The sequence below is a fragment of the Enterobacter sp. 61D5 genome (genome assembly GCF_034107965.1).
In the GTDB taxonomy this organism is placed as follows: domain Bacteria; phylum Pseudomonadota; class Gammaproteobacteria; order Enterobacterales; family Enterobacteriaceae; genus Enterobacter; species Enterobacter cloacae_M.
Genome location: NZ_JAWNFK010000013.1, coordinates 17,206 through 43,173, shown reverse-complemented (window position 1 = coordinate 43,173; position 25,968 = coordinate 17,206). Strand labels below are relative to the sequence as shown.

Annotated in this window: 32 protein-coding genes; 1 reads left to right on the top strand and 31 read right to left on the bottom strand. The window is 54.9% G+C overall.

Annotated features, from left to right (window positions below; translation table 11 throughout):
- Positions 1-153: 153 nt before the first annotated feature.
- From traT to traM, 27 genes are all read right to left on the bottom strand, one after another.
- Complete coding sequence (gene traT / locus UTM25_RS14955) at positions 154-879, bottom strand: conjugal transfer complement resistance protein TraT (RefSeq protein WP_060446836.1); 726 nt, start codon at positions 877-879, stop codon at positions 154-156.
- 75 nt (positions 880-954) lie between these two features.
- Positions 955-1,440, bottom strand: a complete 486-nt coding sequence (locus tag UTM25_RS22640; RefSeq protein WP_125885538.1) for a hypothetical protein — start codon at positions 1,438-1,440, stop codon at positions 955-957.
- A gap of 18 nt (positions 1,441-1,458) precedes the next feature.
- Positions 1,459-4,320 (bottom strand): conjugal transfer mating-pair stabilization protein TraG, encoded by a 2,862-nt coding sequence (traG, locus tag UTM25_RS14950; RefSeq protein ID WP_261893166.1) that lies wholly within the window; start codon positions 4,318-4,320, stop codon positions 1,459-1,461.
- A complete protein-coding gene (gene traH, locus UTM25_RS14945; RefSeq protein ID WP_032672666.1) occupies positions 4,320-5,690 on the bottom strand; it encodes a conjugal transfer pilus assembly protein TraH in 1,371 nt (456 codons plus the stop codon). Before traH ends, traG begins: the two co-directional genes overlap by 1 nt.
- Complete coding sequence (locus UTM25_RS14940) at positions 5,677-6,105, bottom strand: conjugal transfer protein TrbF (protein ID WP_261893164.1); 429 nt, start codon at positions 6,103-6,105, stop codon at positions 5,677-5,679. Before UTM25_RS14940 ends, traH begins: the two co-directional genes overlap by 14 nt.
- Positions 6,098-6,652 carry a type-F conjugative transfer system pilin assembly thiol-disulfide isomerase TrbB gene (trbB, locus tag UTM25_RS14935; protein ID WP_261893264.1) on the bottom strand — a complete coding sequence of 185 codons (555 nt, stop codon included), beginning with the start codon at positions 6,650-6,652 and terminating at the stop codon, positions 6,098-6,100. The genes UTM25_RS14940 and trbB overlap by 8 nt, the downstream gene beginning before the upstream one ends.
- Positions 6,642-6,890, bottom strand: a complete 249-nt coding sequence (traQ, locus tag UTM25_RS14930; protein ID WP_261893162.1) for a type-F conjugative transfer system pilin chaperone TraQ — start codon at positions 6,888-6,890, stop codon at positions 6,642-6,644. Before traQ ends, trbB begins: the two co-directional genes overlap by 11 nt.
- A 16-nt stretch (positions 6,891-6,906) precedes the next feature.
- Positions 6,907-7,650, bottom strand: a complete 744-nt coding sequence (gene traF, locus UTM25_RS14925; RefSeq protein WP_261893160.1) for a type-F conjugative transfer system pilin assembly protein TraF — start codon at positions 7,648-7,650, stop codon at positions 6,907-6,909.
- Between the two features lie 36 nt (positions 7,651-7,686).
- A complete protein-coding gene (trbE, locus tag UTM25_RS14920; RefSeq protein WP_025759809.1) occupies positions 7,687-7,875 on the bottom strand; it encodes a conjugal transfer protein TrbE in 189 nt (62 codons plus the stop codon).
- A gap of 31 nt (positions 7,876-7,906) precedes the next feature.
- Positions 7,907-9,787 carry a type-F conjugative transfer system mating-pair stabilization protein TraN gene (traN, locus tag UTM25_RS14915; RefSeq protein ID WP_261893158.1) on the bottom strand — a complete coding sequence of 627 codons (1,881 nt, stop codon included), beginning with the start codon at positions 9,785-9,787 and terminating at the stop codon, positions 7,907-7,909.
- Entirely contained in the window at positions 9,784-10,413 is a 630-nt protein-coding gene (gene trbC, locus UTM25_RS14910; protein ID WP_261893157.1) for a type-F conjugative transfer system pilin assembly protein TrbC, read from the bottom strand. The genes traN and trbC overlap by 4 nt, the downstream gene beginning before the upstream one ends.
- A gap of 16 nt (positions 10,414-10,429) precedes the next feature.
- On the bottom strand, positions 10,430-11,416 hold the full coding sequence (gene traU, locus UTM25_RS14905; protein WP_320714986.1) for a conjugal transfer pilus assembly protein TraU: 987 nt from the start codon (positions 11,414-11,416) through the stop codon (positions 10,430-10,432).
- Positions 11,417-11,418: 2 nt separating this feature from the next.
- Positions 11,419-12,066, bottom strand: coding sequence for a type-F conjugative transfer system protein TraW (traW, locus tag UTM25_RS14900; RefSeq protein WP_025759814.1), 648 nt, complete (start codon positions 12,064-12,066; stop codon positions 11,419-11,421).
- Entirely contained in the window at positions 12,066-12,413 is a 348-nt protein-coding gene (gene trbI / locus UTM25_RS14895) for a type-F conjugative transfer system protein TrbI (RefSeq protein ID WP_109129281.1), read from the bottom strand. The genes traW and trbI overlap by 1 nt, the downstream gene beginning before the upstream one ends.
- Positions 12,410-15,040: a type IV secretion system protein TraC gene (gene traC, locus UTM25_RS14890; RefSeq protein WP_058654351.1), complete on the bottom strand. Its 2,631-nt coding sequence runs from the start codon at positions 15,038-15,040 to the stop codon at positions 12,410-12,412. The genes trbI and traC overlap by 4 nt, the downstream gene beginning before the upstream one ends.
- On the bottom strand, positions 15,033-15,599 hold the full coding sequence (gene traP / locus UTM25_RS14885) for a conjugal transfer pilus-stabilizing protein TraP (protein WP_045379430.1): 567 nt from the start codon (positions 15,597-15,599) through the stop codon (positions 15,033-15,035). Before traP ends, traC begins: the two co-directional genes overlap by 8 nt.
- Positions 15,589-15,885, bottom strand: coding sequence for a hypothetical protein (locus tag UTM25_RS14880; RefSeq protein ID WP_151413343.1), 297 nt, complete (start codon positions 15,883-15,885; stop codon positions 15,589-15,591). The genes traP and UTM25_RS14880 overlap by 11 nt, the downstream gene beginning before the upstream one ends.
- 169 nt (positions 15,886-16,054) lie before the next feature.
- Positions 16,055-16,279, bottom strand: coding sequence for a TraR/DksA C4-type zinc finger protein (locus UTM25_RS14875; protein WP_045379436.1), 225 nt, complete (start codon positions 16,277-16,279; stop codon positions 16,055-16,057).
- A gap of 119 nt (positions 16,280-16,398) precedes the next feature.
- The gene (gene traV, locus UTM25_RS14870) at positions 16,399-16,938 is read right to left on the bottom strand and encodes a type IV conjugative transfer system lipoprotein TraV (RefSeq protein ID WP_151413344.1); all 540 of its coding nucleotides are present in this window, start codon (positions 16,936-16,938) and stop codon (positions 16,399-16,401) included.
- Positions 16,939-16,959: 21 nt separating this feature from the next.
- Positions 16,960-18,354 carry an F-type conjugal transfer pilus assembly protein TraB gene (traB, locus tag UTM25_RS14865; RefSeq protein ID WP_058670648.1) on the bottom strand — a complete coding sequence of 465 codons (1,395 nt, stop codon included), beginning with the start codon at positions 18,352-18,354 and terminating at the stop codon, positions 16,960-16,962.
- Entirely contained in the window at positions 18,341-19,084 is a 744-nt protein-coding gene (gene traK, locus UTM25_RS14860) for a type-F conjugative transfer system secretin TraK (RefSeq protein ID WP_151413346.1), read from the bottom strand. Before traK ends, traB begins: the two co-directional genes overlap by 14 nt.
- Entirely contained in the window at positions 19,071-19,637 is a 567-nt protein-coding gene (traE, locus tag UTM25_RS14855) for a type IV conjugative transfer system protein TraE (RefSeq protein WP_172688915.1), read from the bottom strand. Before traE ends, traK begins: the two co-directional genes overlap by 14 nt.
- A 14-nt stretch (positions 19,638-19,651) precedes the next feature.
- Positions 19,652-19,957 carry a type IV conjugative transfer system protein TraL gene (gene traL / locus UTM25_RS14850; protein ID WP_045911931.1) on the bottom strand — a complete coding sequence of 102 codons (306 nt, stop codon included), beginning with the start codon at positions 19,955-19,957 and terminating at the stop codon, positions 19,652-19,654.
- A gap of 150 nt (positions 19,958-20,107) precedes the next feature.
- Positions 20,108-20,458 (bottom strand): type IV conjugative transfer system pilin TraA, encoded by a 351-nt coding sequence (traA, locus tag UTM25_RS14845; RefSeq protein WP_058610053.1) that lies wholly within the window; start codon positions 20,456-20,458, stop codon positions 20,108-20,110.
- 64 nt (positions 20,459-20,522) lie between these two features.
- The gene (locus UTM25_RS14840) at positions 20,523-20,897 is read right to left on the bottom strand and encodes a TraY domain-containing protein (protein ID WP_040218544.1); all 375 of its coding nucleotides are present in this window, start codon (positions 20,895-20,897) and stop codon (positions 20,523-20,525) included.
- Between the two features lie 107 nt (positions 20,898-21,004).
- On the bottom strand, positions 21,005-21,703 hold the full coding sequence (locus tag UTM25_RS14835; protein WP_172688914.1) for a hypothetical protein: 699 nt from the start codon (positions 21,701-21,703) through the stop codon (positions 21,005-21,007).
- A 185-nt stretch (positions 21,704-21,888) separates the two neighbouring features.
- On the bottom strand, positions 21,889-22,284 hold the full coding sequence (gene traM, locus UTM25_RS14830) for a conjugal transfer relaxosome DNA-binding protein TraM (RefSeq protein WP_040218546.1): 396 nt from the start codon (positions 22,282-22,284) through the stop codon (positions 21,889-21,891).
- A gap of 430 nt (positions 22,285-22,714) precedes the next feature.
- On the opposite strand from traM, the gene UTM25_RS14825 reads away from it, so the two are divergent.
- Positions 22,715-23,191, top strand: a complete 477-nt coding sequence (locus UTM25_RS14825) for a transglycosylase SLT domain-containing protein (RefSeq protein ID WP_058673456.1) — start codon at positions 22,715-22,717, stop codon at positions 23,189-23,191.
- Between the two features lie 46 nt (positions 23,192-23,237).
- On the opposite strand, the gene UTM25_RS14820 is transcribed toward UTM25_RS14825, so the two are convergent.
- The 4 genes from UTM25_RS14820 to UTM25_RS14805 form a co-directional block, all read right to left on the bottom strand.
- Complete coding sequence (locus UTM25_RS14820) at positions 23,238-23,768, bottom strand: antirestriction protein (protein WP_172688913.1); 531 nt, start codon at positions 23,766-23,768, stop codon at positions 23,238-23,240.
- 626 nt (positions 23,769-24,394) lie between these two features.
- Positions 24,395-25,111, bottom strand: coding sequence for an N-6 DNA methylase (locus tag UTM25_RS14815; RefSeq protein ID WP_369702115.1), 717 nt, complete (start codon positions 25,109-25,111; stop codon positions 24,395-24,397).
- A gap of 156 nt (positions 25,112-25,267) precedes the next feature.
- Positions 25,268-25,531, bottom strand: coding sequence for a hypothetical protein (locus UTM25_RS14810; RefSeq protein ID WP_008324174.1), 264 nt, complete (start codon positions 25,529-25,531; stop codon positions 25,268-25,270).
- 85 nt (positions 25,532-25,616) lie between these two features.
- Positions 25,617-25,961 carry a hypothetical protein gene (locus UTM25_RS14805; protein ID WP_319858493.1) on the bottom strand — a complete coding sequence of 115 codons (345 nt, stop codon included), beginning with the start codon at positions 25,959-25,961 and terminating at the stop codon, positions 25,617-25,619.
- Between the last annotated feature and the right edge of the window lie 7 nt (positions 25,962-25,968).

Sequence of the window (25,968 nt, the reverse complement as noted above, 5' to 3'; positions counted from 1 at the left end):
CACCGGGCCTGCCGGCAACCCTTCCCGGCAGCACAAAGGATTTGCGCCACCGCTCAGCGTTTTTCTTATATCAACGTAGAATGAGTAAAACAGATATTATTCGGGCTGAGTGAACCAGAGAATAGGGCGGAAGAAACCGCCCCTCGGTAATAATTAAAGAATGTTCGCGATAGATTTAGCCAGCTGATCTTCAAGAACTGGCTGGGCTTCGGGGAATTTCAGATTAACTTTGTTCGCATTTGATACCACACGGGTCTGATATTTATGCTGGTTCCCCTGCTCGGTGCTGGTCTGAATTTTGGCGCCAGAGGTTCCCTGGCGAAGGGCGGCGATGTTGTCCGTGGTCACGGTCGCTTTGGTACGCTCGGCAATCTGCACATCCGTGATCATGGTGTAGTTGATGTCTTCGACCATCGCATCAGCGGCCATGCCAACAAGGCCGGCAGCAAGTCCTACGCCCAGAGTGGCTCCGGCAGAGCTGGAATTATAGGCGGTAATACCGGCACCCAGCGCGGCCCCTGCCGCTGCACCTTCGTAGCCACGGCTGAGCCAGCTTTGTGACTCACGAAGGTCCATTTTGTCGGCCTTAAGTACGTTCGCCTGAATCCAGTAGTAGGCTTTATCCGGCGAGGTCACGACCTGGTAGCCTTTGGCTTTAACAGCTTCGGTAATTTTAGACTGGAGACCGCTCATGTCTTTATCAGACGTGTTTTTGATCTGCAGGAAAACGGTACGCTCGCTTGATGGTTCAAGCCAGACCGTTTCGCTCATCTGCGTTTTGACCTCGAGGTTACGTTTCTTAATTGCTGTGCTCATCGCACCACACCCTGAAAGGGCCAGCGTGGAACTGACCAGAGCCACCATCATCATCTTTTTCATTAAAGTTATTTCCTTCACTTGTTATTTACTTTCATAAACGGACCATAATTCCTGATGCCCATATTAAAAAAACCACTAACTATCCGTACTATTACGGAGGCTAGATGAATGCCACACCCCATAAACGTTACCCGCAGCCTCGAGAGAACCACACATAGGCAACCCTACTGTAATTTCAGTCTTTGATTCAGACTCGTACGGAAATGGTTCACACTGAAATTGGTGATCAAAAACAAATTTCTCTTTGAAAGGACTATCTCCAACTGTGACGCACCCGATAGTACATACTCTGTAAATCGAGAGACTGCAAAATATCAGCACAGACAGTAGAGGGAAAAAGAGGGCGGGAACTGAAAGAACCATGTACATTACCGGCGTAACATCTTTCCTGCCAAGCTTGTTTTTCTGTTGACGGATAAGATAATTCACCCTTGCAAATATACCCTGCCAAATTATTAGCAACGCAAGAGTAAGGAATGTAACAGATGTTTCCCACCCGGCAAGCCGGCAGGAAATATATTGTATGAGGAAGACCCAAAGTATCCGCGTCAGTTCTTTCATAGACGATAACCTCACTAATTATTTATTTCGATTATTCTCCAGTTTCTTTGCTTTTTCCAGAAGTTCTTCAGAACTGTCAGCTCCCGGAATAGCGTTTTGTGATGCTTTCTCTCTATTGAATACAGTATTTTGACTTTGAGCTTGGGACCTGTGATCGTTTTTCAGTTCTGAATACTGAGTATCTACTGTCTTTGATGCCCCCTCAATTTCGCCTTGTATTCCTGCTATATTACCCCGTGTTTCATTCAACATACCATTAACAGAACCTTTTACATCACCTTTGATACCTGCATCTGTGGTTGCATTCTCAATTGCCCCCTTATGGCTAGCGTAGTCGGACAAAACGTCTTGGCTGCCGCCGCCCGAAGATACAGTAGACATGTTTTGACCAAGCCCATCTTTCGCATCAGAATATGCGTTGTCCAACCCTGGCTGCACCTGACTTTGTACAAATGACCAGGCCAGCTCTCTTCGTTTTGCTGCTATCTCAGGCGAACCTGTATCCGTAAGTAAAGTATCAGCATCATGCGGTGCCTTCTTGCGAACATATTGTGCAAACTGCTGGTTGAGATCTTCGTTAACCTGACCGCTCATCGTTTCGGTGCGGGATGCCATCTCAGCGTATTCATGGCTCCTAGCTTGGCTTGTAGTGTACTGGTCATAGCTTTGTTTGGCTGAATTAAGTGCTACGGATAGTTGGTCAGCGCGAGAGGCCGCATTATTATCAGTGTGGCTGCCTGAATCATTCAGCTTACGGCTGGTAAAGTAATCGCTGGCCTCCTTAAAGTCTTTGGTGGATTTTGCATCAAGATCATGACGAGCATCCTGGCTGGAGCGCGTGCCGCTGCTGGCCTGATGAGAGTCTACATCATCAAAGTCTACGCCGGCTTTAGCGCCTGCCCTGAAACTAACACCACCACCTGTACCGAAAGCCTTAATCCCTATACCACCATGTGCACTGGCATCACCATAAAGACCAGTTGAGGCGCGAATACTGCGTTGACCCAACTCCTGAGTCGCCTGCTCCTTGCTGATGTTATGCCCTTTCGCATAGCTCTCTACAGCGCTACGCATCTTGCTGGCCATCATAGAGTCCTGCGCACTCATCGTGCTGTCTGCCCCCTGGGTCATTGAATCACTACTCCCACGATTAGAACCAAACTGACTCAGTGTATTCCAAGCGCTGGAAATACTGCTATTAAAGCCATGTAGCGCGCTCTGGGACTGCGTCTGGGCCTCGCGCGCCATCTCCTGCTGCGCTGAGGCCAGTTGACGGGCAAAATTAATGCTCACGGGCAGTTTACTCGCTGCCTGAGTAGAGTCAGTCACGGTACTGCCGTCGCGCATCTGTGTGGACGTTGCTCCGTTGGCAAGTTGGTGACTCATCTGGCCAAACATAGTCGAACTGTTGGTATTCCAGCTGTTGCCGCTCACGTTCTCGGTCTGCATGTTGGCGTAGGAGTAGTTCCCGTCGATTGACCCTGCCGCCGCCGTTGCCGCCGGACTGATGGCCGAGGACGCCAGGTGGCTGTAGAGATTCGAGAAGCTGGAGCCCAGACCTTTCAGCATCCCCCACGCCAGTGGCGGGATAAGCATCGACAGATAGCCCGCCGTGGTGGCCAGATCCGAGTATTTAAGTTGCACCTGCGACAGCTCAGAGAGCACCACCGGCGAGCCGTTGGCTTTCGCATAGAAGGTCATGCAGCTGTTGAGGATGGCGTAAAGCAGCGGCCAGCTCTGCACCCACATGATGGCCAGCACGTACCCCTTCAGCACGTTAAGGGTGACGGCGTTAAACATCCCTCCCAGCACCATCAGGGGGAATATCCCGATAATCAGACCGACTATCAGCGTCTGGGACATGGGCAACGAGCGCAGGGCCACCTGCCCGACCGTTGCGTGCGCGAGCCGCTGCTTCTCCATTGAGGACGTGGTGGCGATGTTGAGCAGGCTTGAGGTATCGCCGTTGCGGGCCGCATAGCCCATGATACCGTCGCGCAGGGCATTCATCGTCACGTTCTGGCGGATAATTTGCGAGGCGCTCTGCCCGGAGTTATAAAAATAGTTATAGCTTTCGCCGAGCATCTGGCTCAGGAGCAGGTCGGGATTCGGACGTCCGCCAAACAGCCAGCGTGCGTAGTAGCTCCAGCTTTTTCCTCCGGTCTGGGTATCAAGGCCCAGCTTCTGTTTGAGGATAACTGCGGCTTCTTCGCAGGATAAAAACGCCTTTATCTCCGTTTGTCCGTTATCACCGCTGGTCGTAAACTTCTTATAGTTCTGTACCTGACGCAGCGGACTGGGTTTAGAAAAGATAATGGTGTAGGGATCGGTGCTGTTCATCAGCTCGTCCAGGGTGTACTTCCCGTTGAGGAAGATGTCGCCCATCACGCAGTTCTGCACATAGTCCGCAAAAAGCGTGGTGATTTCAGGATTTTTGGACAAAAAGTCGGTGCTGCGCGCGACCAGATTCGCGCCGAACAGCATCCCGGTCTTGCTGTAGGTCACGCTGTCCGGCTGAGAAAAAACCATCTCATAGCCCTGCACCAGCGCGTGCCCAATAGTGGTCGTCAGCGACGCTGGCAACGCCAGCCCGACGGGCACGTTGTCCACCTGATACACCTTCGTCAGATCGCTGTTGTCGATAATCTGTACCGGCGTGCGCACGCTCACCAGAAGGGACATCAGGACGATGGTACCTATCCAGCCCAGCATATCCATCACGTTGTGACGGCGTATCCAGGTGATGGCCACGACGAGCACAGACAGCGCGGTCACGATCCGGCGGATAATGACCCAGTTGTCCGTGTTCATAAAGGCCACAATGGCGTTCAGCGTCTGGCTCAGCCAGTCGCCGCCCGCGATAACGTAAATCGCCTGCATCAGCGCGCTCCCCCGAAGTGATAGTTGTTCTGATAGCGCTGCAACATCCGCGCCGAAACCTGCTGGCGCATGTAGCTCATCTGGCGGTCAACAACCAGAAGCGCGTCCTGCTGCACCTGCACCTGCGCCTGGAAGGAGGCTATCTGCCGCGTGGCCTCATTGAGGTTGTTATTGATGCTGTCGATAACGGCCTGGTCATAGTTACCCGTTGCCATCAGGGCGCGCGCCTGCTGCACCATCTCCTGGATGTACTGGAGCAGAATGTCGTAGCCGATGTAGTCCGTCAGCTGGTAGACGAGGCTGTCCGACACGCCCAGCATCATCGGGTCCACCAGGTACTTGAACACCGGGATGGTGGTGCCGGAGATAAAGCCCTTCTCCTTCTCGGTCAGCTTTGTGTCGGTTGCAGCCTTGTTCTGGATGCTGGAGAGAATGTCCTTGATCTGATTCTTCAGCGCGTTCTTTTCGGTTATGGTGACGGTCGCGTCGGCCACCACCTTCAGGCACTTCTCGCTGTCGTTGCAGTGGTAAATTTTCGCCGTGCCGCCCTCCATCACGGCCTTAATAATGTCACGATCCGTGGTGCGGGCAGGCAGCGGCGTGATGTTACCCTTCTCGTCAAAAATCAGGGTGCCGGTGAGCGTCATGATGAACTCCCTGAGTTCTTTATTCCCGCTGAACATGCCGTTCTTGCCGAGCGCATTCCAGATGATATTGATGTTTTTAGTGATGCGCTCTTTATCAGCGGTACCGGCCTTGTCGCGCACCTTGTCGAGGCTGCCGCCCACGGTGCAGCCCTGCCGGGATGCCGCCCAGTCTGCAAACATGTTGCTCTCGCCGGCAATGTCCTGGCAGACCTTCTGCTGGGAGACCTGGGTGCGCGGAAACAGACCGCCGACAATCCCCTGCGCCGCCTGGCAGGAACTGAGGTTCATGCTATTAATGTCGCTGGCCATCTTCTGCAGGAAGTCTTTTGCGGTCTTGATTTCCGGTACCGTGGTCTGCAGCGCCAGATCGAAGAAGTATCCGGCCGCATTGGACATAATCTGCTTGGCGAAACGCTGCAGCTGATCGCTGTTAATAAAGCTGAAGGAGCCCAGATAGGCATCGATGCCGCCGCAGCCGGCGTTGATGTCGGGCAGCGTCATGGAGATAAGCTGGACGGTTTTCACCTGCGTACGGGCATATAGTGAGCCGCCCGTGGCGTAGCCCGCAGCCTGCCCCTGCCAGACCTGTGGCTGGCTGGTGTTGGACGCAAAGCCCAGCTTATTAAAGAAGGTGTTCATGTCACTGTTCACGTCGGCACTCACGCTCGCTGAACACGCAAGAAGGAGGCCACACAGTATGGAGAGAGGTTTACGGACGAACATCGGCACCCTCCCGGCTCGCCTGCAGGGCGAGTTTTCCCATTTTTCGTTTTAGTATGAACATTTGCCCTTTCGTATAAAGCGAGTTCAGGATTGCATAAACGCCACCTGCAACGGCAAGCCCGCCGCTCAGCGCGATAAATATCAGTGGAATGGCGTACATCAACACGTTCCACAAATCTTTCAGCTGCAGGTGGCCGTCCCTGAGCCAGTCGCCGACGCAGGCATTGAAAACGTATGTCATAAAGACGCGCGACAGCACGCCGGCAATGAGCAATATGCCCGCCCACTCAGCATAAACGCCGAACCGTGCGTCATCTTTCCGTGCCCTGAGCGCGATTAACTCTGGCGTCGTAGCTCTCTGAAGCATTCCGGAAGTCCTCATGTCGTGTTCCTCTGCATTGTTCTGATCAGCCATTGTTACCCACTCCTCGCATCTGAAGGACCGTATCCATGCGGGCCATAAAGCCCTGTTCGTCGGTCGCGCCCTGCAGCAGGGGCAGGGCTTCAAGGGTGTTTACGTTGACGAGAAAGGTGGTTGGCGTGGCCACGGGCAGGTTGGGGAAAAAGGTTTTCATCACCTCCGGCGGCGCGGGCAGCGCATCGGGAAAGGACGCATCCCCCTGACCGTCGATGGTGTAGGCCATCACCCCAAACCCCACCCGTGCCGACAGCGACTTCAGGACCGGATCAAACTGGTGGCAGTACGGGCAGTGTCCCTGCATAAACAGCACGACCTTCCAGTCGGCCAGATTGACCTGGCGCCCGTTGCTGAGGCGGTACCAGACCGGCGGCTTCGCCGGAAGTGGCTTAGCTTCAGGGTCTTCCGGGGATGTTGGCAGAGATCCCGACGCTCGCGCGCCCTGTGGATGCCATAACGATTTGATCTCGTCCATTGTGGAAGCCTGTGTGGCCAGGCTGAGGGACATGAGCGCCACGGTAAACACGGTATGTCTAAGATTCATGTCGGCATCCTCCGGCATCACGGGCCTTTTCGGCCTCACGGGCAGCATCAATCCAGCGGTTGATAATGCGGTAGCCCCCCCAGAGCGCCATCGACACGCCGATTATCTGCGCCAGAAGAATAGCCATCTCCGGCTCGCGCCGGACCAGGCGGGAAACAATGTGAAACCATATCCCGAGGCTCAGCACCCATAATCCGGGCACGTCGAACTCAGGCAGGCGAAAACGGAATTTGCGCATGCGAACTCTCCCTGTATTAAAAGTTGGGGGCAAAATCTGTGGAAACGTTGAGGAACTGCTTCGCCAGGTCATCCTGGCTGATAAAGCCATACGAGACGGGTTTGACCGTCCCGCTTTTAGGGTCGGCCAGCATCAGCGCCGGGAAGTAACGAATACCCAGCCGGCTGGCCTGACCACCGTCCATTCGGGTATCCGGCAGGAGTGGATTCACGATACCGTCCACGGAGACCGGAATGACGCTGAGGTGATACGTCTCGCGGAAGTTTTTAATGACCTGAACCAGCTGGCCGTCGATCGGGTCCTGTCCGCGGTAGAAGAACATCACGCCATAGCGCTGTGCCAGCGTTTCAATGGCGCGGCGCTGGTCGGCAAAGTCTGCCGCCAGCTGGTTGCGCACGGTACCGTTGTAGTGGCTGTGCTGCAGGTTGTAGTCCAGTTCGGGGTGCTCGAGCATCGCCCTTTTAGCGCTCATCGAGAACAGCCCGGCCTGCTGCGTCCAGTAGTTCTGCAGGCGGAAGTAGCGGGTAAAGTTCTCCACGCCCGGATACAGAATGGCCTCGTACATGGCGCGCTTCGTGGCCTGCTGAAGCGTGGCAAGCTTCTCCATGATGTCCGGCGAGGCCTGCTGAGGCTGTGTTGAAGAGGATTTGTCGTCCTCCGGCGTTCTGTGCGATTCGTTGTACCACTGCCAGCCGGCATCTTTTCCTGTGGCGGAAAAAACGCTGCAAAGAAGCAGCAGCGCTATCGCCGTCTTTCTCATTTTCACTGGAACCTTCCTTATCCCGAAGCAGGTCGGTTATCGTTTGAAAAGCGGGTTTAACAGCCACGCCAGCAGAACTCCCGCCACGAAAAGCGCAACCATCAGCGCCATAAAAAACACATCGATGCGCGATGTTTCATCAACGATATTCCCGCACCAGTAAAGCACCGGTGAGGCGACAATCAGGCTGATGATAAGGCGTCCAGTAAATCCTTTAATTTTCATGATGGAGAGTCCTGAGTGAGTAATGAGTGGCTTACTGTTTGTTCTTCAGCTGCGCGGCGATTTCCTCGCGGACGCGCTTCGTCAGGGTGTCGTTATCCGGGATTTTCTTGTTCTTTTGCAGATCGTCGAAAAAGTTCGAGAAGTCGAGCGCTTCAAAATTAATTTGCTGCAGCTCGGTCTGGGTGATGCCGCGACAGTCCGGGCTGCTGGCCTTGCCAAAGCCGACGTGAAGCTGACCGTTACGTCCCTGCTGCTGCACTATCTGAGCAAGCTTTGAGTCAAACTGGCAGTAGCTGCGCTTTTTCTCGAGACAGACGCCGAGCACTTTTTTTGAACAGAACTCACCGATACTGACCGTGAGCTTATTCTCTTTGGCCTTGCCCAGTGCTTTCTCCTCGCTGCTGCACCTGGCAAGCCCGACGTCCTGGCCCCAGCCGCCGTCCTTACAGCAGTTGCTGAAGCCTGCCGCAAACTTCTTGCAGAACTTCGCGCTGCCGGTAAAGGCGCGCACGTTAACGCTGTTAATGGCGGCCACGTCCTTGCCCGCAGCGGCCAGCGCGGCGAGTGCCGAAACGACAGGTGCAAAATCGTTATTTTTACCGTTCTGCGCCCGCTCACAGTCACCATCAAGACAGAAGGTGTCGCCGCCACATATCATCACCTGACCGGAAGTACGTGTTTCACAGGAGTATGTCGCGTATTCATGCAGGCAGCCGCTGCCGTCTTCTGCCGTGAAGGCGCAGGTGCGTGAGGCAAGCGTACAGGCCGGATTGTTCATGTAGGTTTTGCAGGTGCCATTGTCAGCAGCCTGGGTCATATACGTGTCTTTGTACTTCCAGCAAGCCTGCGTGACCGGGTATGACACGCCGTCAACCACCACCGTTTTCGTGCTCCCCGGCTCAATACATTCGGTCTTTTTGAGCGTACCTTCGCTCTTGCTGAACGGGCAGGATTCGTTCCAGACCACGTCCGGCACCCATTTTTTGTCCGTCACCTGCATGGTCAGGGTGGCGGTCATCCAGGCCTGCGTACCGCCCTGCATCCAGGACAGCGTCTTCTGAGCATATTCCCGACAGCGGGATTGTTTACCGCTCAGGCAGTTTTTGTTGAGCATTGCCCCCTGTGGAGAGTACTGTCCTGCGGTCAGCGCAGCCCCCGCGGCACCGAGCAGCGCCCATCCGTTATCCCTTTTAGCCACAGAATCCGCATTTACGCCCCACCACGAGAAGCCGTAGTACATATTTTTGTCATTAAAATGGACGGCAACCGACGCGCTCAGCACGGTACCGGTTGCAGGCGCACGGAAGCTGAAGTTCACCGTCTTGTTGCCGTCGTATGTATAGGTAAAGTCGCTGTTGGGCACCGTGTAGGTGCGCGTCACCGTGGTGTTTTCGTAGTGGCCGGTAATGCTGGCCGTGCGCGTACAGGCCTGCTCAACCAGCAGGTCGCGCTCACAGGTATAGTTGGTGAACTCGCTGCGGCTGATGTTCTGCGCTTCGCACTGCGTCTGCCCCGTTTTGCCGATGATGGTATCAGCGCGGGACTGGACATCCTGGCTGGCCTTAATAAACGGCGCGTCGGGCGAAATGGGCTCCTTCGGGTTGTTAACAAACGAGTCGGTGACGGCTTTTGTAGCCTCATTAGTAGTCCAGCCCGTGGTACCGTCCGCTTTCAGCGCACCATCACCGGTCGCCGTCACGCCGCCATAGTACTTTTTCTCACCGGGTGAGGCGGTATAGTTGGGGATAGACGCTGAGGGGTTAAAGTTTTTCAGGCTGCTCTCCCCCTGCCCCTGTACCTGACGGGCAAAATCAGCCCCCGCCCTGTACTGCGCGTCAGCATCGGCAAATGCATTCACGCCCGCCATCGTGGTGGCAATGGCCAGCACCGGCATCAGTATTGCTCTTTTCATCGGGCCTCTCCTTTATTAAGCAGCTCTTGCGCCTCATCCCTGCACTCGCCCTTCTCCACCACCTTTTCCAGCGCTTGCTTCAGATGAAGATTGCCGCGAATCACATCGTGGCCCGCCTCGCAGTACACCACCAGGGACGGCACGCTGGTGATCCCGTACTCACGAAAGCGGGTCGGGTCGATGGCGACGCCGCTGGCTGAGCCGTCCTGAACAAGCGCCATCACGGCGGTTGCCGTTGTTTTCATGTCGTTGTTGACCATGCCCCGCAGGGTGGCGGGAATGTCGTAGCGGCGCGCCTCGGTCAGCATGCGCTTAAGCCCCGCCTGCGGGATGGCAAAGGAGACGAAATACAGGGCGCCGTGCGTCGGTTTATCCTGATGGTCCTCGCGCTGGCGCTGTTTCAGCTCCCCGATAAAACGGGCGTCGTCTGCTGAAAGAGGGTTCTGGCGCACCTGCTGCTCCAGCATCTGGCGCAGCGGCGCGTTGTCCTGCCCCCTCAGCTGCTGGCTTAAAGACTCCTGCTGACGAATAAACTCGCGGTTCGCCTCATCAGTTTCTGACGCCAGCGCAGTGCAACAGTATGCTGACAGCAGCAGCGCCGCCGTCAGACCGGACAGAGTTTTCATGGAAGTTTCCTTTTTCTCAGAGGAAGACGCAGTTGCGCTTGCGCCAGAGCAGATAGCCGTAGTTTTTCTTCGTGTTCGGCGGGTTACGCCCCGTTTCCCAGCGCATGACCGTTCGGCCGAAGGGATGGCACTGCGCCGCATCCGGGAACATGTTCACCATCTGATAGCGCCAGCGCTCTTTCGGGATAATGGGAGACGGGTATTCGAAGCAGACCGCGCGGTCCGCCCCCACGCTCTCCAGTATCTGGCCCTGTCGGTGAAGCTTAAACGCCATACGCTCACTGACCAGAACGGAAGACTGCAGGGGGCTGGACTCATTGCTCACCCAGCCGTTGAAAGGGTACATCGAGCCCTGCGAGCCAGCGCACCAGAACAGTGGGTCGAGAGGCTTATTTACCGCACTGGCTATCGCGTCGGCCGCACATGCGCCCTGCGCGATGGGGTTGGCAAAAATGACCGCCTCCGGATTCAGAATGGAGGTCAGGGCGCTGTCCCCCCATGTCGGGTCGATTTCAGACAGGTATCCGATATCCAGGTCCCCACCCTGCAGGCATCCAAGGGACGTAATGATATTAAGCCAGTACGTCAGCGGATATTTGTACCAGTGGACATGGTAGAACGCGCCATTGACCTGTTTGTCATCTTTTTTGGCGGTGCCCATCCCCATTTTCCCGAGATTAACGGTGAATCCGCCGAGGTTCACCATACAGCCCGGTGAACGCGCCACATCGGTCATGGCCATGGGCTCCCAGTACCCTATTGCCAGGCCGAAGCGCTGAAATACCGGGGGTGGCATGGGACAAAACTGTATCGGGCTTCCGGGATTGGACGTGTCCGGTAAATCCCCGCCCGTGACTTTTGTGCTGCCGAGCGACAAGGGGAACATGCAGCGCCAGCAGATATCGGTGATCGGATTGACGAAGCGCCCTTCGCAGGCGGCATCCGCCGCCGCCATGTGGCTGTTACCCCACAGAAGCAGTCCGAGCAGAGAGACGGTCAGCATTTTCACCGGACACCTCCTGCATCATGCTGCGCCATATCGGGCGGAATAATTTCCACCTGCAGGCGCTTTCCGCTGGGTGCCGCCGTTACCCGCGCTGGCACCTGGCTTATGCCGAACCGGGTGGTCAGCACCCCGTTCTGGTCGAAGAAAATACGGCTGTCGAGCTTCTCCGACGTTTGCGGAATATTGCCCTGAACCAGAATGATGCGGGTGATCAGGGTGTCAGGTTTCTGTCGCTGTACCCACGCGAGCTGATCCGCATCGTCACCGTTGATAAACAGCAGCGTTTCGTTAAACGGCACTACATCAAGCGGATTAAAGACCTGCCCCGCCTGAGCAAACACGTTGCCCCTGTCGTCGGCAAGCGCCTTGTCCACCCGCACGCTCGGATCAAACCAGCGCCGCTCGTAGCGCACCGCGCGGGTTATTCCCTCAACGGCAGGCGGGCGCTGGCTGTTGCGCACCACGCGCGCCTTAAACTCCGCCATCTTTTTGTCCATCTCGCCGGACTGCGCCAGCGTCTGCAGCCGGCTTTCTATAACGGTCAGCATATCCGGCTCCGCCACCGGCCAGAGGTCGCCCCACGTCCCGAGGTCAGCGGCCGTCACGCTGCCGGTCAGCAGCGTCAGGCCCAGGGCAAGGGCGCGCATCACGCCCCCTCCTTCATCCGGCGGGCCACGTCAGTCTGGATTTCACGCGTGATATCCGGCGCCCCCTGCACCACGGCAGGCGCGACAAGGATGAGGGCACGATGGCGGACCTGCCAGTCCCGGAGGCTGGCCTCCAGTGACGCGTTAAAGCGGTCTGAGAGCACCTTCGTCTGCGCCTCGTCCAGCGACCGGCGACCGGCGCTGTCAAAGAAGGCATCCACCGTGGATTTCATGTTGAAGGCCACAACCACAGGACGGTTAAGCTGGCAGACCAGCCAGCTGACGCCGGCACTCGCAGCCAGCGTGCCGGCAATCAGCACAGCGTTAATGAGTACGTGTTTTTTCATGAGATGGTCTTCCCTTCGTGCTCGTGAAGCCAGCGCTCCAGCGCGGCCATTTCCGGCCCGGATTTTTTCCACGCCAGCTCCCAGACGGCTTCGTGAATACTCAGCCCCTCCCGGCGCCGCTGCTGCAGAAACTCAAAGTCCGGACCGTCCGAGGAGTACATTGCCCGGCTGAGCGGATCGACGAACAGGCGGTGCCAGGACGTCAGGTGCTCAACCGACAGCATAAAGCTGCTGAACCAGTTGTCCTTCGCGCTGCCAAACCCCTTAATCATGTCGCGCTGCAGCTGCGAATACTGGTCCGGGTACAGCTGGTTGTACTTGGCGAACTCTTTGGCGGACTGCTTGAGGATAATTTTGTAGGACGAGTTACCCCATGCCGCGCGGGCAGCGCTGGAGGCCGTTTCCGAGTCAAAATCGACGATGTTCTGCGTAATGGTGATGTACGAACCGGTATGGCGGCGGGCGGTTCGGTAGCCCTTCTCGATAAACGCCCCGACCTTGTTATTTTTGAAGTCCAGCAGGCGCCAGCCTTCGTCTATCACGTTGAGCTTCTTCAGGCTGCGCGGCGTGCGGTACATGCGGTTCTCAATGTAGAGAATGAGCGAGAACATCACCGCCACCAGAAGGGACGGCCTGTCCTCCAGTCCGCCGAGCTCAAGCACCACCATCCGGGCTTCGTCCTTCAGGGACGGTTCGTCGGAGTTGAAGTAGCTGCCGTACACCCCGTCGCGGGTGTACTGAGTCAGCAGCACCACCATCTCATCGAGGCGGCTGCGGATGGTCGGCGATCCGCTGTATTCTTCGCTGTCGCGGGCCATCATCAGGTAGTCCACCACGTCGTCAATGCGCGCCTGGTTTTTCTTCGTAAGCCAGGTGGCCTTCACCGCCTTGAGCAGCAGACCTTCGTGCACCTCGTCCAGGTTGCCGTTGGGGCTGGCCATCACGGACAGCTGGTCCCGCAGGCGTTCTGCCATCTCATCGATGGTATCGTCGGTGACGTTAGCGAACGGGTTAAACTTCAGCGTCTCGCCGTCGAGGTAGACACCGCCCATGTTCTCGCAAAGTGACTTGTAGCCGTCGCCCATGTCGAACACCACGGCGAAGCCGCCGGAGTCGATGACGCTGCGTATCAGGGGCTGGATAAGCCCGGTTTTCCCCGCGCCGGAGGTGCCACAGACCGCCATATTGAAGTTGGTGTTACCCATGCCGCGGCTGAACAGGTCGATAAACGCCAGCTGGTTGCGGTAGGTCGGTGCCAGCAGGCCGGAAGTGGCCAGCGGGCTGTCCGCCACCACCGGCATCAGATTGGCGACATTAAAGCTTTCGGCGCGCTGCAGCACGCCGGACTCGCGCAACTGCTTAAAGAGGCCGCCGCCCGCCATAAACGGCAGATTCACGAGAAAATTGCGCATATGGTTAAAGCGCGGGGAAATCAGCTCGAAGCCATTTTTACGGAAGCTGTTCAGTACGTCCTGCTCGACCTTTAGCGCAGTTTCCTGGTCATCGCGGCAGAAGAGGGTCACGTTCAGAAAATAGCTCACCAGCGAGGACTGCCCGGACGACAGGCGCTGGCGCAGATCGCCCCACTCTTTTGCCTCCTGCGCCACGCCCGGGAAGAACTTGGCGTAGCTGGTCTTGGACTTCTTCTCAAGATCCATGAACTTCAGGTTGGCCTCGTTCTGCGCCTTTACCTGGTCTTCCACGCTGAGGACCAGCGTCAGGATAAACGGGCACGAAACGGACAGTTCCGGGTTGAGAAGGTTGCTGTAGTTGTCGGCCATATTCCAGAGGAAGGCCAGCTCCGGATTTTTGGTCAGCTGAAAGTTCATGATGCGCGCGGTGCTGTTGCGACCGTTACCGCGCAGCCCCAGCGTCATGTAGTCGGCCTTCACCTTCAGGTCAAAGGTATCGTCCACGCACTGGTAGTTCAGATCCTTGAGCGGGTCCAGTTCCCGTTCGGTGGGATACAACGCATCCGGGTTGTGGTTAATCATTTCGCCCGCAATGCGGATAAAGGCATCCGCGTCCACGCTGCGGGTGGCTATCTGCGCCCCCTGCAGCGAAGCGCGGATGATTTTCACCTGGTTCTCCATCTCCATTACGCTGGCCTTGCTCCCGCGCTTGCGGGGGACGCAGCAGGAGATGTACACCCGGTAGTTACGCAGGGTCAGCGGCAGGTTGAGGTGATCGGGCAGCGGGAACCCTTCTTCTGCGGCCCTGAGATAGTAGGCGCGGGTGATGGCGTTGAACGTATCGGCCTTTTCCCCCGTCCAGGAGAGCTCGCGCAGGCCATACTCGATATCCTGACCCACCAGATGGCTGGACACCAGGTGAACGGCCACCGGCACCTCACGGGGCAGCTTGGTGCGCATCAGGTTTTCCAGCGACGACACGATAGTTTCGTTGGCGCCGTTGATGGGCTGCGCCTCCAGCATAAAGCCCATCGTCTTCTCGTTCATGAAGAGGCCGGTTTCCGCATCGTAGTCGCGGTACGGCAGCACACGGCTGAACTGCGGGAAGCGCATCTGCCCGAGGACATCGTTCGCCTCAGAGGACGCATCGGGCATCTTCAGCGCCGTCAGCAGCGAGTTGACCGTGCGGGTGACGGTATCCAGTGGATTACTCACGGTTATCCTCCTTTTTATTGTCGGCCGTTTTTACCGTTTCCGTCGCAGGGGCCGGGCGGCTGGCAGGGATACCGTAGCGAAAACGCGCTGAGCGCATCTGACCGTACAGGCAGAAATACGGACGGCATCCCATAAGCAGCGCCGCCCCTGAAAACACAATGGCCATCACAATCCACAGCAACTTAAACGCACTCAGCGATCCGTCAACATGACCGGCATATCCTTTAGCATCGGTGACGACGCTGCCCCGGTTATGGCAGACAGCTGAGGGAGCATCATGCAGCGTGAGGCCGGAGGACTTGCCCTGCGGGGCTGGCGGTATAAAGGGGTCTAAAGGTTCATCGCGGCAGGCCGCAATACGAAACTCGCCACTGCTGACGTTATGCGTGACGGCTATAATTTCCTGCGCCATCGCCTCTCCGGGCGTGGTGTTCTCCATCCACAAAAGCATGGCAACCAGCAGCATCAGCGTGGCGGCAGGCCAGATAATCAGATAGTGAAAAGCCCAGGCAAGCCATCTAAGGCAATACAGCAGGACGGACAGAAGCTTAAGCATCATTCCCGTTACCTCCGGGATTCAGCGGAAACCAGACGCTGCAGTTGTGTCTGATAGCCTTCGCCAGCCTCTCCCCGTCCTCACCGCTGTACAGCGCTTTAATCTGGCTGACGTCAGACTTCGCCAGGAAAACCCGGGCCATATGCTGTTTTGTTACGCCCATATCGGAACCTGAGTCGCACTCTGCGGCATTAACACAGATGACACGCATCCCCTGCGCCTCGCAGCAGGCCGCAATATCGTTAAGGTGACGGGTTTTCCCCGGACCACCGTTATCCCTGGTTGTCATGGCGCTCTCCTGAATCGTTGTCTTTTTTCTCAATGAGTTTGCACCCGCTGTCAGAACGCTTTCCTGACAGAAGCGCCTGTACTATCTGAGCGCAGAAAACCGTCTTACCGCTTCCCGTGCTGCCCGGGACCATAAAATTGCCCTGCCCGGAGATTGCTTTACTCATCGGTCACCTCAGATACTGTTTTTGTCGTATTTCAAAAGCCCGCTGGCATTCCGTACAGGTACACACGCCCGGGATGGCCTGCTGCCGCCTGAGGGGGATGCGATTGCCACAGCATTCGCACCGTTTACGGCTTTTGCCCTGCAGGCAGGATCGCTGCCTCGCGGCCTGTATATGAAGCTGGTTCAGCAATTCGTCCTGCTCCTGCAGGAGATCGAGTTCGTCTGCCATCAACGCTCCCTGCTCACACTGTCCGGACACGCTACCGCCCATCCCTTTTCACGTTTCAGGGCACGCGTGATAACGACAGATTGTTAAAATGGGTGCCACACGCGGTGGCGGTTCAGGTTTCAGTTAACGCGCGGGGTTCCCCACGCTGAGGGTTTCACAACAAAAAACACCCGCGTCGGCTGGTGATAAACGTCCTGCGTATCGATATAGGGCGCGATCCACAGCCCGGCCGTCTTTTCACCGACGCGAAGCGGCCTCGGGTCTACGATGGACTCGCGCCCTGGCGGCGGCACAGTAACCGGCGTGACCGTGGAGAGCGGCGCCCGTGAGGCTGAGTGCGGCTGCGGGCGGGGGAGAGTTGGCGCGCCCGTCAGCGGTGTATTTCTGGATGCGATGGCATGCACCGGTTCAGCCGCCAGCGTGAGGGGCTGCACGGACCGGGTCCGGAAATTACCCTCAGCCAGGCGTGGCAGCGATGTCGCACCCGGCTTTACCGTGCTGGCCTCCTCCAGTCGCTTGGCTTTCTCATTGGCCTGCTCGATGGTCATGCAGGTGTCGGATGTCGTCGCGTTACACTCAAAATCGCTCGTTGTACCGGCACATCCCGACAGCGTCAGGAGACTGGCCAGCGTGAGCGCAACAGGCACTGTCTTGTTCATTTGCGGTTCCTTTACGTGGGGTTATTGTGAGTCGGCCTTCGGCATAAACTGGCTCTGGTTAAGCCTGCCCAGCTGGTTGAGCATCTGGTCGGTACTGAACCCGTTCATGCCGCCCTGCGGGACTGACGGCGGCGGAACCGGACTGCGGTCGCTGCCCTCCGCTTTGCTTCTGTCATTCTCGTGCGCCAGCTCTTCAATGGTTTTCAGCTGAAAACCGTCCTGAAAGACAACGGTCACTTCGTTACCCGCCCCAATAGGAATGACGGGGTGGTACTGCTCTGCGCGTTTGATGTAGTAGTCGCTGAGGGTCTGGGCGGCTTTGGAGGCGCCTCCGCCAATCCCCATCTTCATCACGTCACCCGCGCCGAGGGATGCAGTGGCGCCGAGTCCGACCGAAGGCTGGGACGCGGTCTGCACCCCCTGACCGATGCCGTCAACAAAACCCGCACCCCATGCCCAGCCGAGGATTTTGCCGTTTCGCATCACCACTTCGCCCTTGATGCCGTTTTTACCCCGGAAGCTCACGTGTCCGGCAATGGGCTGGTCGATGGTGACGCCGTGCTTCAGGCAGCTGATGTTGCGGGTGCGTACGATGGCGCGTTCGCTGGACACGTCGCCCCAGGCCTCAAGCCCAATGAAGCAGCCGGTCAGGTCGTAGCTTTTGCTGTTGGGCATTTCCACCCTGCCCGTAATGCGCAGCTGCATCGGCACCGTGGACTCGTTACCGGTTACGGAGGCGTTGGCATCAGCCCCCTCAATCAGCATCGATTTGGCGAAGCTGCCCGACGGGATGTACGGCAGGGACGGACCTTTGCTCTCGTCGCTGCGGGCAAAAGACTGCCGGCGCAGCTGGTTGGGTACGGGAATGGGCTGGTACTGTACCTGCGCCGGCGGCGTGACGCCGTTACCCGGATAGAACGCGGTCGGCGGCGGGACGGCCCCCGTCTGCGGCGGGAAACCGGTCGGCTGCGGCTCACCTTCAGGCCCCGGCGCAGGCACTGGCGGCTGCGGGGCCGGCTCACCCGATGCGGTGACGGGTTTCGCCCCCAGCGCGCTGACCTGAGCGGAAAGCGCCGCATTATCCTGACTGAGTTTGTCAATCTGGTGCTGATAGCCTGCCTGCCCCTTGCTGAGCAGCTCAAGCTCGCGGCGCATTTCGGCATACTGCTTCTGCATCTCGGAGGCGGTAGCCTGCATCTCGGTCGTGGCATGCTGCTGCACCTTCTGGTCAAAGGTGCTGTCCACCACGCCGGTCATATCGGGTGCAGGCTCGCCGGCGGCTGCCGCATCGCTGCTGCCCTCGTAGCGTGCATCCGCCAGATACCAGCCGCCGCCGCCCACCACGCCCACGGTCGCCAGCACGATACCCAGCCAGATAAACTGCTTGCGCTTCACCACTGAATTAATGCTGGCCATCAGCCGCACCTCCGCTGCTGATAATGAAGACCTGCAGGGCGCCGCCCGCCATCAGCTGACGCGAGGCTTCACCAAACAGCACGCCGCGAATGCCGCTCTGCCAGAAGTCGCTTTCCGCGATGTTGCGGGCCATCCCGGTATTGTTGGTGACGCGAAAGCGCACCACCTTAAGGTGATTGCCCACCCAGACACGCTCCGGGACTGCAGACAGTCCGGCGGGGGCGGTGAGGGCTTCATGCGTGACGGGAATAGCCTGCCAGCCGGACGGCAGCTGCCCGCCCAGCAGATGCTGGCTCAGGGAAACCAGCGTGGCCTCGTAGGGGGAAGACTCTTCCCAGATGCGCGCCGCTTCGCCCGTGCCGGACAGCTCGCTGACCAGCCGGATGGTTCGCCCCGCGCCCGCACGCGGCACGGCCTGTACCGAGAAGTTGAGGCCGCGTTCGGTTTCCAGAATGAACGTGAAGGGCTTTTTGTTGAGAGTGCTGACAATCACACCGCCGCTTGCCGTCTGCTCCTGCCGCGTCAGCTCACCGTCGAGGCTGGTCAGGGCCGTCACGCGGTCACCTGCGACCGTAAAAAGGTTCGGGTCGGTGTTGCTGACCGCGATGCTGGCCTGTCCGCCGTTCGTCAGCGGAACAATCGTGGCAGAAAGCGCAGCGGGTGCGGCGACCGTCTGACCGGACGCGAGCATCAGCAACGCCAGCAGCGCACGGCGACTATTTTTGTTCATCGGTGATTTCTCCGAAGTGACTGAGCCAGCTGATGCCGTCCTCACGCTCGAACTTGAGAACGTACTGTTTCAGCTCGGGATACGGTTTCGAGTCGCCTATCCAGGTCTTCAGCTGGCCCCGCACGTCCACGCGGCTGCTTGCCGGGTAAACCTTCACGCTGGTTATATAAAAAGACGAGTTAACGTTGTTGTCCTTAATGCGCTTCGCATCTTCAGCAAGCCGGATTTTCAGCTCGTTCTGCGCCGCAGGTTTGACATAGGCCAGCAGCTGTTCATGAGAGGCATCAACGGTCTCCGGGGTGACATTCAGGCGAAGGGCGATAAGCGACAGGGCCATCTGCTGCAGGTAGGAGGCATCCGCCTGGTTCTGCGACACGGCAAACGGCGCGTTGAAAAGCATTGGCGTGACGATAGACTTCTGCTCATTCTGAAGGCGGTAGTTGTTGACGGCCTGAATAACATTGGTGGTGATGCTTCCCAGAATAACCACCCCCATAGCAATAAAGCCGATGGCAATAACCCGTTGTGTACTTAATCGTGCTCCGTGTTCCATCTGATTATTCCTGTCTATTTAATCCACTGGCGGTAGCATGAGTCGGGTACATCATGAAAAATCCCCCTCAGCAGTGAGGTCGGCATATACCAGTAGACCAGGTCCCGCAGCCATGAACTGCCCCGCCCTTTCTTGAGCTTTTTAATTCCGAGATAGGCTAGTACGGCAGCGATAATTCCGGGAATATAATGCTGGGTCCAGAATCCCCACCCCAGGCAGATAATGGCCGGAATAAGTTCATCCACAGGAAGGCCAAACCAGCGGCTCTGATTCGTCAGGGTTTCGGGAAAGCGATATTTTTTGAGAGATTCATCTGCCATATATGTTCCGTCTCCGGTACAGCTGGCAGTATGGAAATACCTGCCAGCCGGATTACAGGCAAAGCCCTCCCGTGAATGCTCGTGAAGGGCATTCAGAATTAAACCGGAATTTAATAGTCGGAAGTGGCTCTGAACGGCTGTCGCTGGATATCAGTATCCTGCGACAGACATACCTACCGTGACGAATACGGACAGGATCGCAAAGCCCGCCAGGAACTTGAGGTTCTTGGTCGTCATATACATCACGGCCCCTACCAGGACTTCGGCAAGAATAACCCACTTAACCACGCTGGAATCTTTACCAAATGTACCTTTAACGGTTGCATCGCCGCTGGACATCAGATCTTTACCCGCAGTCGAGGCCAGAACCGTTTCAGGGAAAAACGCAGCAAGGGCTGCGACAGGCAGGGCAAACTTCAGCGCTTTGAGTAACGCGACTTTGCTGAATTTTTTCTTTGCAGGGGTCGCGGGTACAGCGTTAATAACAGACACATCAGTCATATTTATTAATCCTTTAAATGTTAATGAACAGCCATGAAAAAGGCCAATAATTCGTTAATGCCATTTAGTCGAAATTATTAGGTATCACCTCCACCATTTCAGCATTGTAAAAATCGGGGAACTTGATCAGATGGTCATGAAGCCTTTCCCGTACTTCATAAGTCTTACACCATCCACTTCGGTTTTTTGCATTGATCAGTTTTAAGTTAGTTTCCTCATCAAACCTGACGGTCACAAAAAAACTCTTAGAAAAGTCTGGATTATCCATAACCCTGAACATAGGGAATCTATTGAGGTGATCTCTGACCCTAAAAAAAACCTCGAATCCGCGGCTTCTGCCACTTCTCGACGTAGCAGAACGCAATAAACTCTCTGTCACAGAATCGAGTTTGAGTCTGACGGTATTTCCCAATGCTGGAGAGCTGCTATATCTCCTCATCACAACCTCCTTATTAAAATCACGATAAAGACATAATAACTCAAAGCCACCGTCCGAACGATATACTAAAAGTAACGCATTTATTAACAAACCCATAACATAACAACCTACCATTTTAATAAATGGCTGCATTTAGCACTTATCAACTCAAACGCATATCTGTGCACACTTGGCAAAAATGAGTTAGCTTTTAGGTATAAGATCATATCGTCCTTGTTATCCACGCCCATGATCGAATAGGATTTAGAAATCCTATTCTTAGATGTGCCAGACGTGACGCATAATAATTTTGAAATAAATTCGTGGCTAAAGCCGCTAAAGAAAAGACAGAAACTCTGATATACACCAGGCTCAAGAACTAATGCAGGGTTCTTTAAATAACTCACATCTCCCGCAACATAGGAAATGCATTTGCTATTTAAACTACTAAAGACAACATCCTTTAAAAAACTCCATGCAATGAATATCTCAGAATTGATATAGATTACTTGAAACAATACACACCAGTAAAAAGACCCCTCTATAATAAAACTCTTAATCATGGCTACATCTGCATTTGCAAGAGCCTCTACTTCACTCTCAAGTAGCAAACATTTAATTTCAAGAGGGAGTTTTTCAAACCAGAAGGCAGAGTCATATTCACAGCCTTTTATAACATTCGAAAAATTGTGATTTGAATATACAAAGACACCAGAAGAATTTCTGATACAGATAGGAATTTCAGAATTATCAAAAATTTTGAATCCTGTTGCTTCTTGTTGTGATTGACTGGAATCAGAAGAACGCATAAGATCGCGCGCACTCATATAACCTCCTTGCTAGGCTGTGTGGGTAGCTGGTACTTAGGGGCTCAATCCCTGGGTACCAGCGATTCGACAAAACTCGCCGACAATCAAATTTTAGTTAGGACACTGATAAAATATACCTTTACGTTCAGTACTTGTCATTAAAAAAAACACAGTTAAATGTGATTTTTAAGACATCTATATAGTTAATCATTATCGGTTTCTTCACCTGACTCTGGAAAGAAGGTTTCCACGATCTCTTTAACATCATCTCGAATATTCTGAACCATTCCCCTGAACTCAAACTTATCGTTTCCTGCAATATGTGGACTCATGGACTCCATTGCGAGAAGCTTACTGGAAATAAACTGTGTTTTAAGTACGGCTTCAAGAATAGTTTTATTGAAAAGCATCTGGTTGAACGGCGACTCCTTGCGCTCCATTTGCGCCTCATAGACACGCAGACCTAGTTCGACGAGCATTGATATAACGCTTGAACTACTGACATCTTCTTTCCTGGCCCCCTCTGCACGACGCTGTTCGACGATAGCATTTATTTTATTTACCACGTCGTCGCTTACATATGCTTGTATCTTTGCCAAAGCTCATCTCCTTTTTTGTGCTGTGGAAGGATATTATTTTGACTGTCGAATAGCGCCTTCCCACCGTCAATACATCCGGCGGATTGCAGGCGATTCATCCAGTGGTTTTATGACGAATCGTAGGCGATTCACATGGCGGATTGCCGACGACTCACCATCACACAATGTTATGAAATATATATCGTGAATCGTACATGAATCATTAATGAATATCCAATGATTCATACAGTAGTCGCAAATGAATCTTATAAACTTCCACTCTGGAACTGAGTGGAATTTAAAAAAGATAAGTGCATGACTTGTAAAGTTAATCAGCAAAATTTCAATTTTGCGTGGGGTGTGGTGCTTTTGGTGGTGAGGAGTGCATATTAGTTGAGTCTGGGCATGGGATGGTTTAACGTATTTCCGGCATGGTGCCCGGAGGGAAGAAATGAAACGGATTGCTCTTACGTTTTTAATGTTGGCTTTTTCTGGAATGTTGAACGCTGCTGATTGTTTTGATCTGGCAGGAAGGGATTATCATATAGATCCGGATCTGCTTCGGGCAATCTCCTGGAATGAATCGAACTTCCGCACAGACGTTAAAGGCTACAATCCTGTTTCGGGCTTTGGCTCCGGACTTATGCAGGTGGACTCCCAGCACTTTAACGAACTGGCTCGTTATGGAATAAAGCCAGAGCACCTTATTTCCGATCCGTGTATGAATATCTACACCGGGGCTTACTATCTTGCAATTGCATTCAAAAAGTGGGGAGTCAGCTGGCAGGCCGTGGGGGCATATAATGCAGGTTTCCGGAAAACAGAAGAACAGGCGCAGAGAAGATATGTCTATGCCAGAAAAATTGAGGCAACATATCGGGCGATAAAGAATAATAAAAATGCAGCGCAGACTCTTGCAAAACAGTAAAAAGACCTCAACAGGAGGTCTTTTTATTCATCCAGTATTTATGTCGTCAATCAATAGCCCGATAAATTAAATCTGCTTCAGGGTGTTTTATGATACTGATGTAGTCTTTCAGTGCATCCTGACGAGCGACGAGGTGTTTACAGACTTTCGAATATTCAGGCCCCATATCTGCAACCTGCCAGGACAACCAGTTCATGATCATCAGGGTCGCAATAATTCCGGCAGCATCGGCACTGACCTCTGCTTCAAAGTAATTACCAGGAATAACCATGTTATAGCGCTGTTCACCTTCCGGTGCGATATATCCGGTTTGCGTCGTGGTGAATCTGACACAGTTCGGAGCCACGTTTCCTCCGGTGCCCTGCGGAATAATCCAGTAATTCCAGAAACCACCATCATAATCTGAATGCTGACGTAACCAGCTGGCAATCATATTATCAGCAGAAGGCGTAAAAAATAGCGCAGGAATAAAATCAAGACGTTCATCGCCATTTGTAACACAATAGCGCTGTCGTTCATCGACTTTAAATTGTTCGGCTGATTCACGAGTGGCGGTTTTGAAGTTTAATGTGTGCATTCTGGTTTTCTCCTCATTGGGTTATTACATCGTTCGACTTCATCACTGAGCGGCGAAGGGCAATGAGCAGCTGACAGAAAGGAAATAAAGGGGCGCGCAGCGTTTATATACCCCTTTATTTCCTTTCTGTCTGATGCTAAAAGCAGCCCTCCGCGAACTGATGAAATCGGGCGATAGTCACACAAGGAGAATGCACACATCCCATAACGGAAAATCGGCGTAAGACGAATTACCGTTACGGGCTTCAGAGTGGCGGTAATTTATTACCGCCACGGTGAAAGCGGCGCATCCATTCGGGATGCAGCAAGCGTGAATTTGAATTTGCGTCAGGATGGACGCCCGAAGGGCGGAGACGGTTTACCGGCTTCGTTCACGACAGCCGTGTCCCTTCAGGGACGACGCCCGGAAAAGAAAGGATAATATCCATATCAGCGGCAGAATAATAAAGACCATCGCCAGCAGGAGAATGAGGAATATTAACCACCTGACCAAAAGACAGGAACTTCAGACTACCACGCGCCGGAATAATGCAGGCAGCGCGTCAGCGCAGCCTGCTTATTCTGCGCCGCAGGCGCGCGGCCTTTGATGCCACGAAAGGCAGGGTATTCCCCTGCCCTTCAGGCTGGCTATGCGGCTTTATTCAGTCCGCGCAAAAATTCGCGCATGGCACTCACCCGGCGCTGGTCTTCCAGGCGTTTTTCAAAGTTGTTGATATAGTACACGGGCGTGTAGCGAACCCTGTTAAGCTGCATTGTGAGCGTGTTGCCCGTCACCACCTCGGCAGGAATACCCAGAAGGGAAAGCTGAATAAACGCCATATCGGCCGCAACAGGATCGATATCGATGCAGCTACCGAACATATGCTCAGACGGGTTATAGCCCGCCTCCAGCAGATATTCTGCATACGCCACAATCATTCCCGCCGCACCGCTTGCCGGATCGCTGACGGTCACGAATCCCTCACGGCGTATCGTTTCGTCGACGTCCGGCATCAGCAGCCTCGCCAGCAGTGACTGGACGTGATACGGCGTGAAATACTGCCCGTTCCGGTCATCGCCCAGCTCAAGCTCCATGAAGATCGCGCCGAGAAAGTCGTGAAATTTCGCCTCCAGCGCGCAGACCATCAGGCAGAAAAGCGTATGCAGGTTGCTGATATCGCTCTCGCTGTACTTCGCGCAGATTTTGCGGCTCTGCTCAATATTCTCTGGCGTTCTTATCCGCGCCATATCCAGCTCGCTGGCGGCCAGCGTGATAAAGTCGCTGAACACCTCCCAGCGGCGCAGGCTGCGGGCGGTATCCCTGAACACGCTGATAAACTGGCGGCGGGCCTGATCGATTGTCATCATCCGGTGCGGTATCGGCTGCGCATTCACGGTGGGCAATACGGGTTTAGCGGGTGTTAAGGGTGCGGCTTCTCTCGCCTGATCAAAGAAGCTGGCAAAACTGAGTTGAGACATATTTCCTCCTTAAATGCCGCCCCGTAAGGAGCGGCTCAGTTATCAGTTAAATGCCCGCTTCAGTTCAAGCGTGCGTAACACCTGCCCCCACTCACTCCCGCGCATGGCAGGAATACGAACGGCGCGCCCCTTCTTCCGGCAGTGCGCTATGTGACGGCCCAGCGCCCGCATTTCGGCGCTGATGTCGTCACGGTCGATATCACTGCGTTTAATACGCACCTGTTTTTTTACGGGTGCGTTTTCCGCCTCAAGCATCTGGACATACAGGGCGGTCGGTGTAACAATCGAAACTTCACTGAATTGCATTGGTTTGTTCCTTTTGGTGAAGGCCGGATTAATCGTTCCTAGGCGTCTAATCCGGCGGGTTAAGGCAGGCGAAAGCCTGCTTTTCTCATTTCTGGCGCTGCATTTTCCCCTTAACGCGTGCCAGAATCTCCGCGTGGTCAAGGTTGCTGTAGTCACGCATGCGGTAATAACGGATACCGATCCGCGCGTAGATTTCGGTCACATTGCCGCAGACCATTTCCGCCAGCATGAAGGTTTCACACTCGCCGTCTTCACTGCTGCGCCAGTTCATCGGGTACATCAGCCCCAGCGCATCATGGAAGGCGTGTACGTCGATTTCGACGGGCGCGGTCAGATATGACTTTTCGCGGCTCAGCCAGTACGCGCGTTCGGCCTCACTGGTCGCGTAAATACCTGCTTCGGCACTGGATTCGGTCAGATTTAAGTGCATGGTTTAT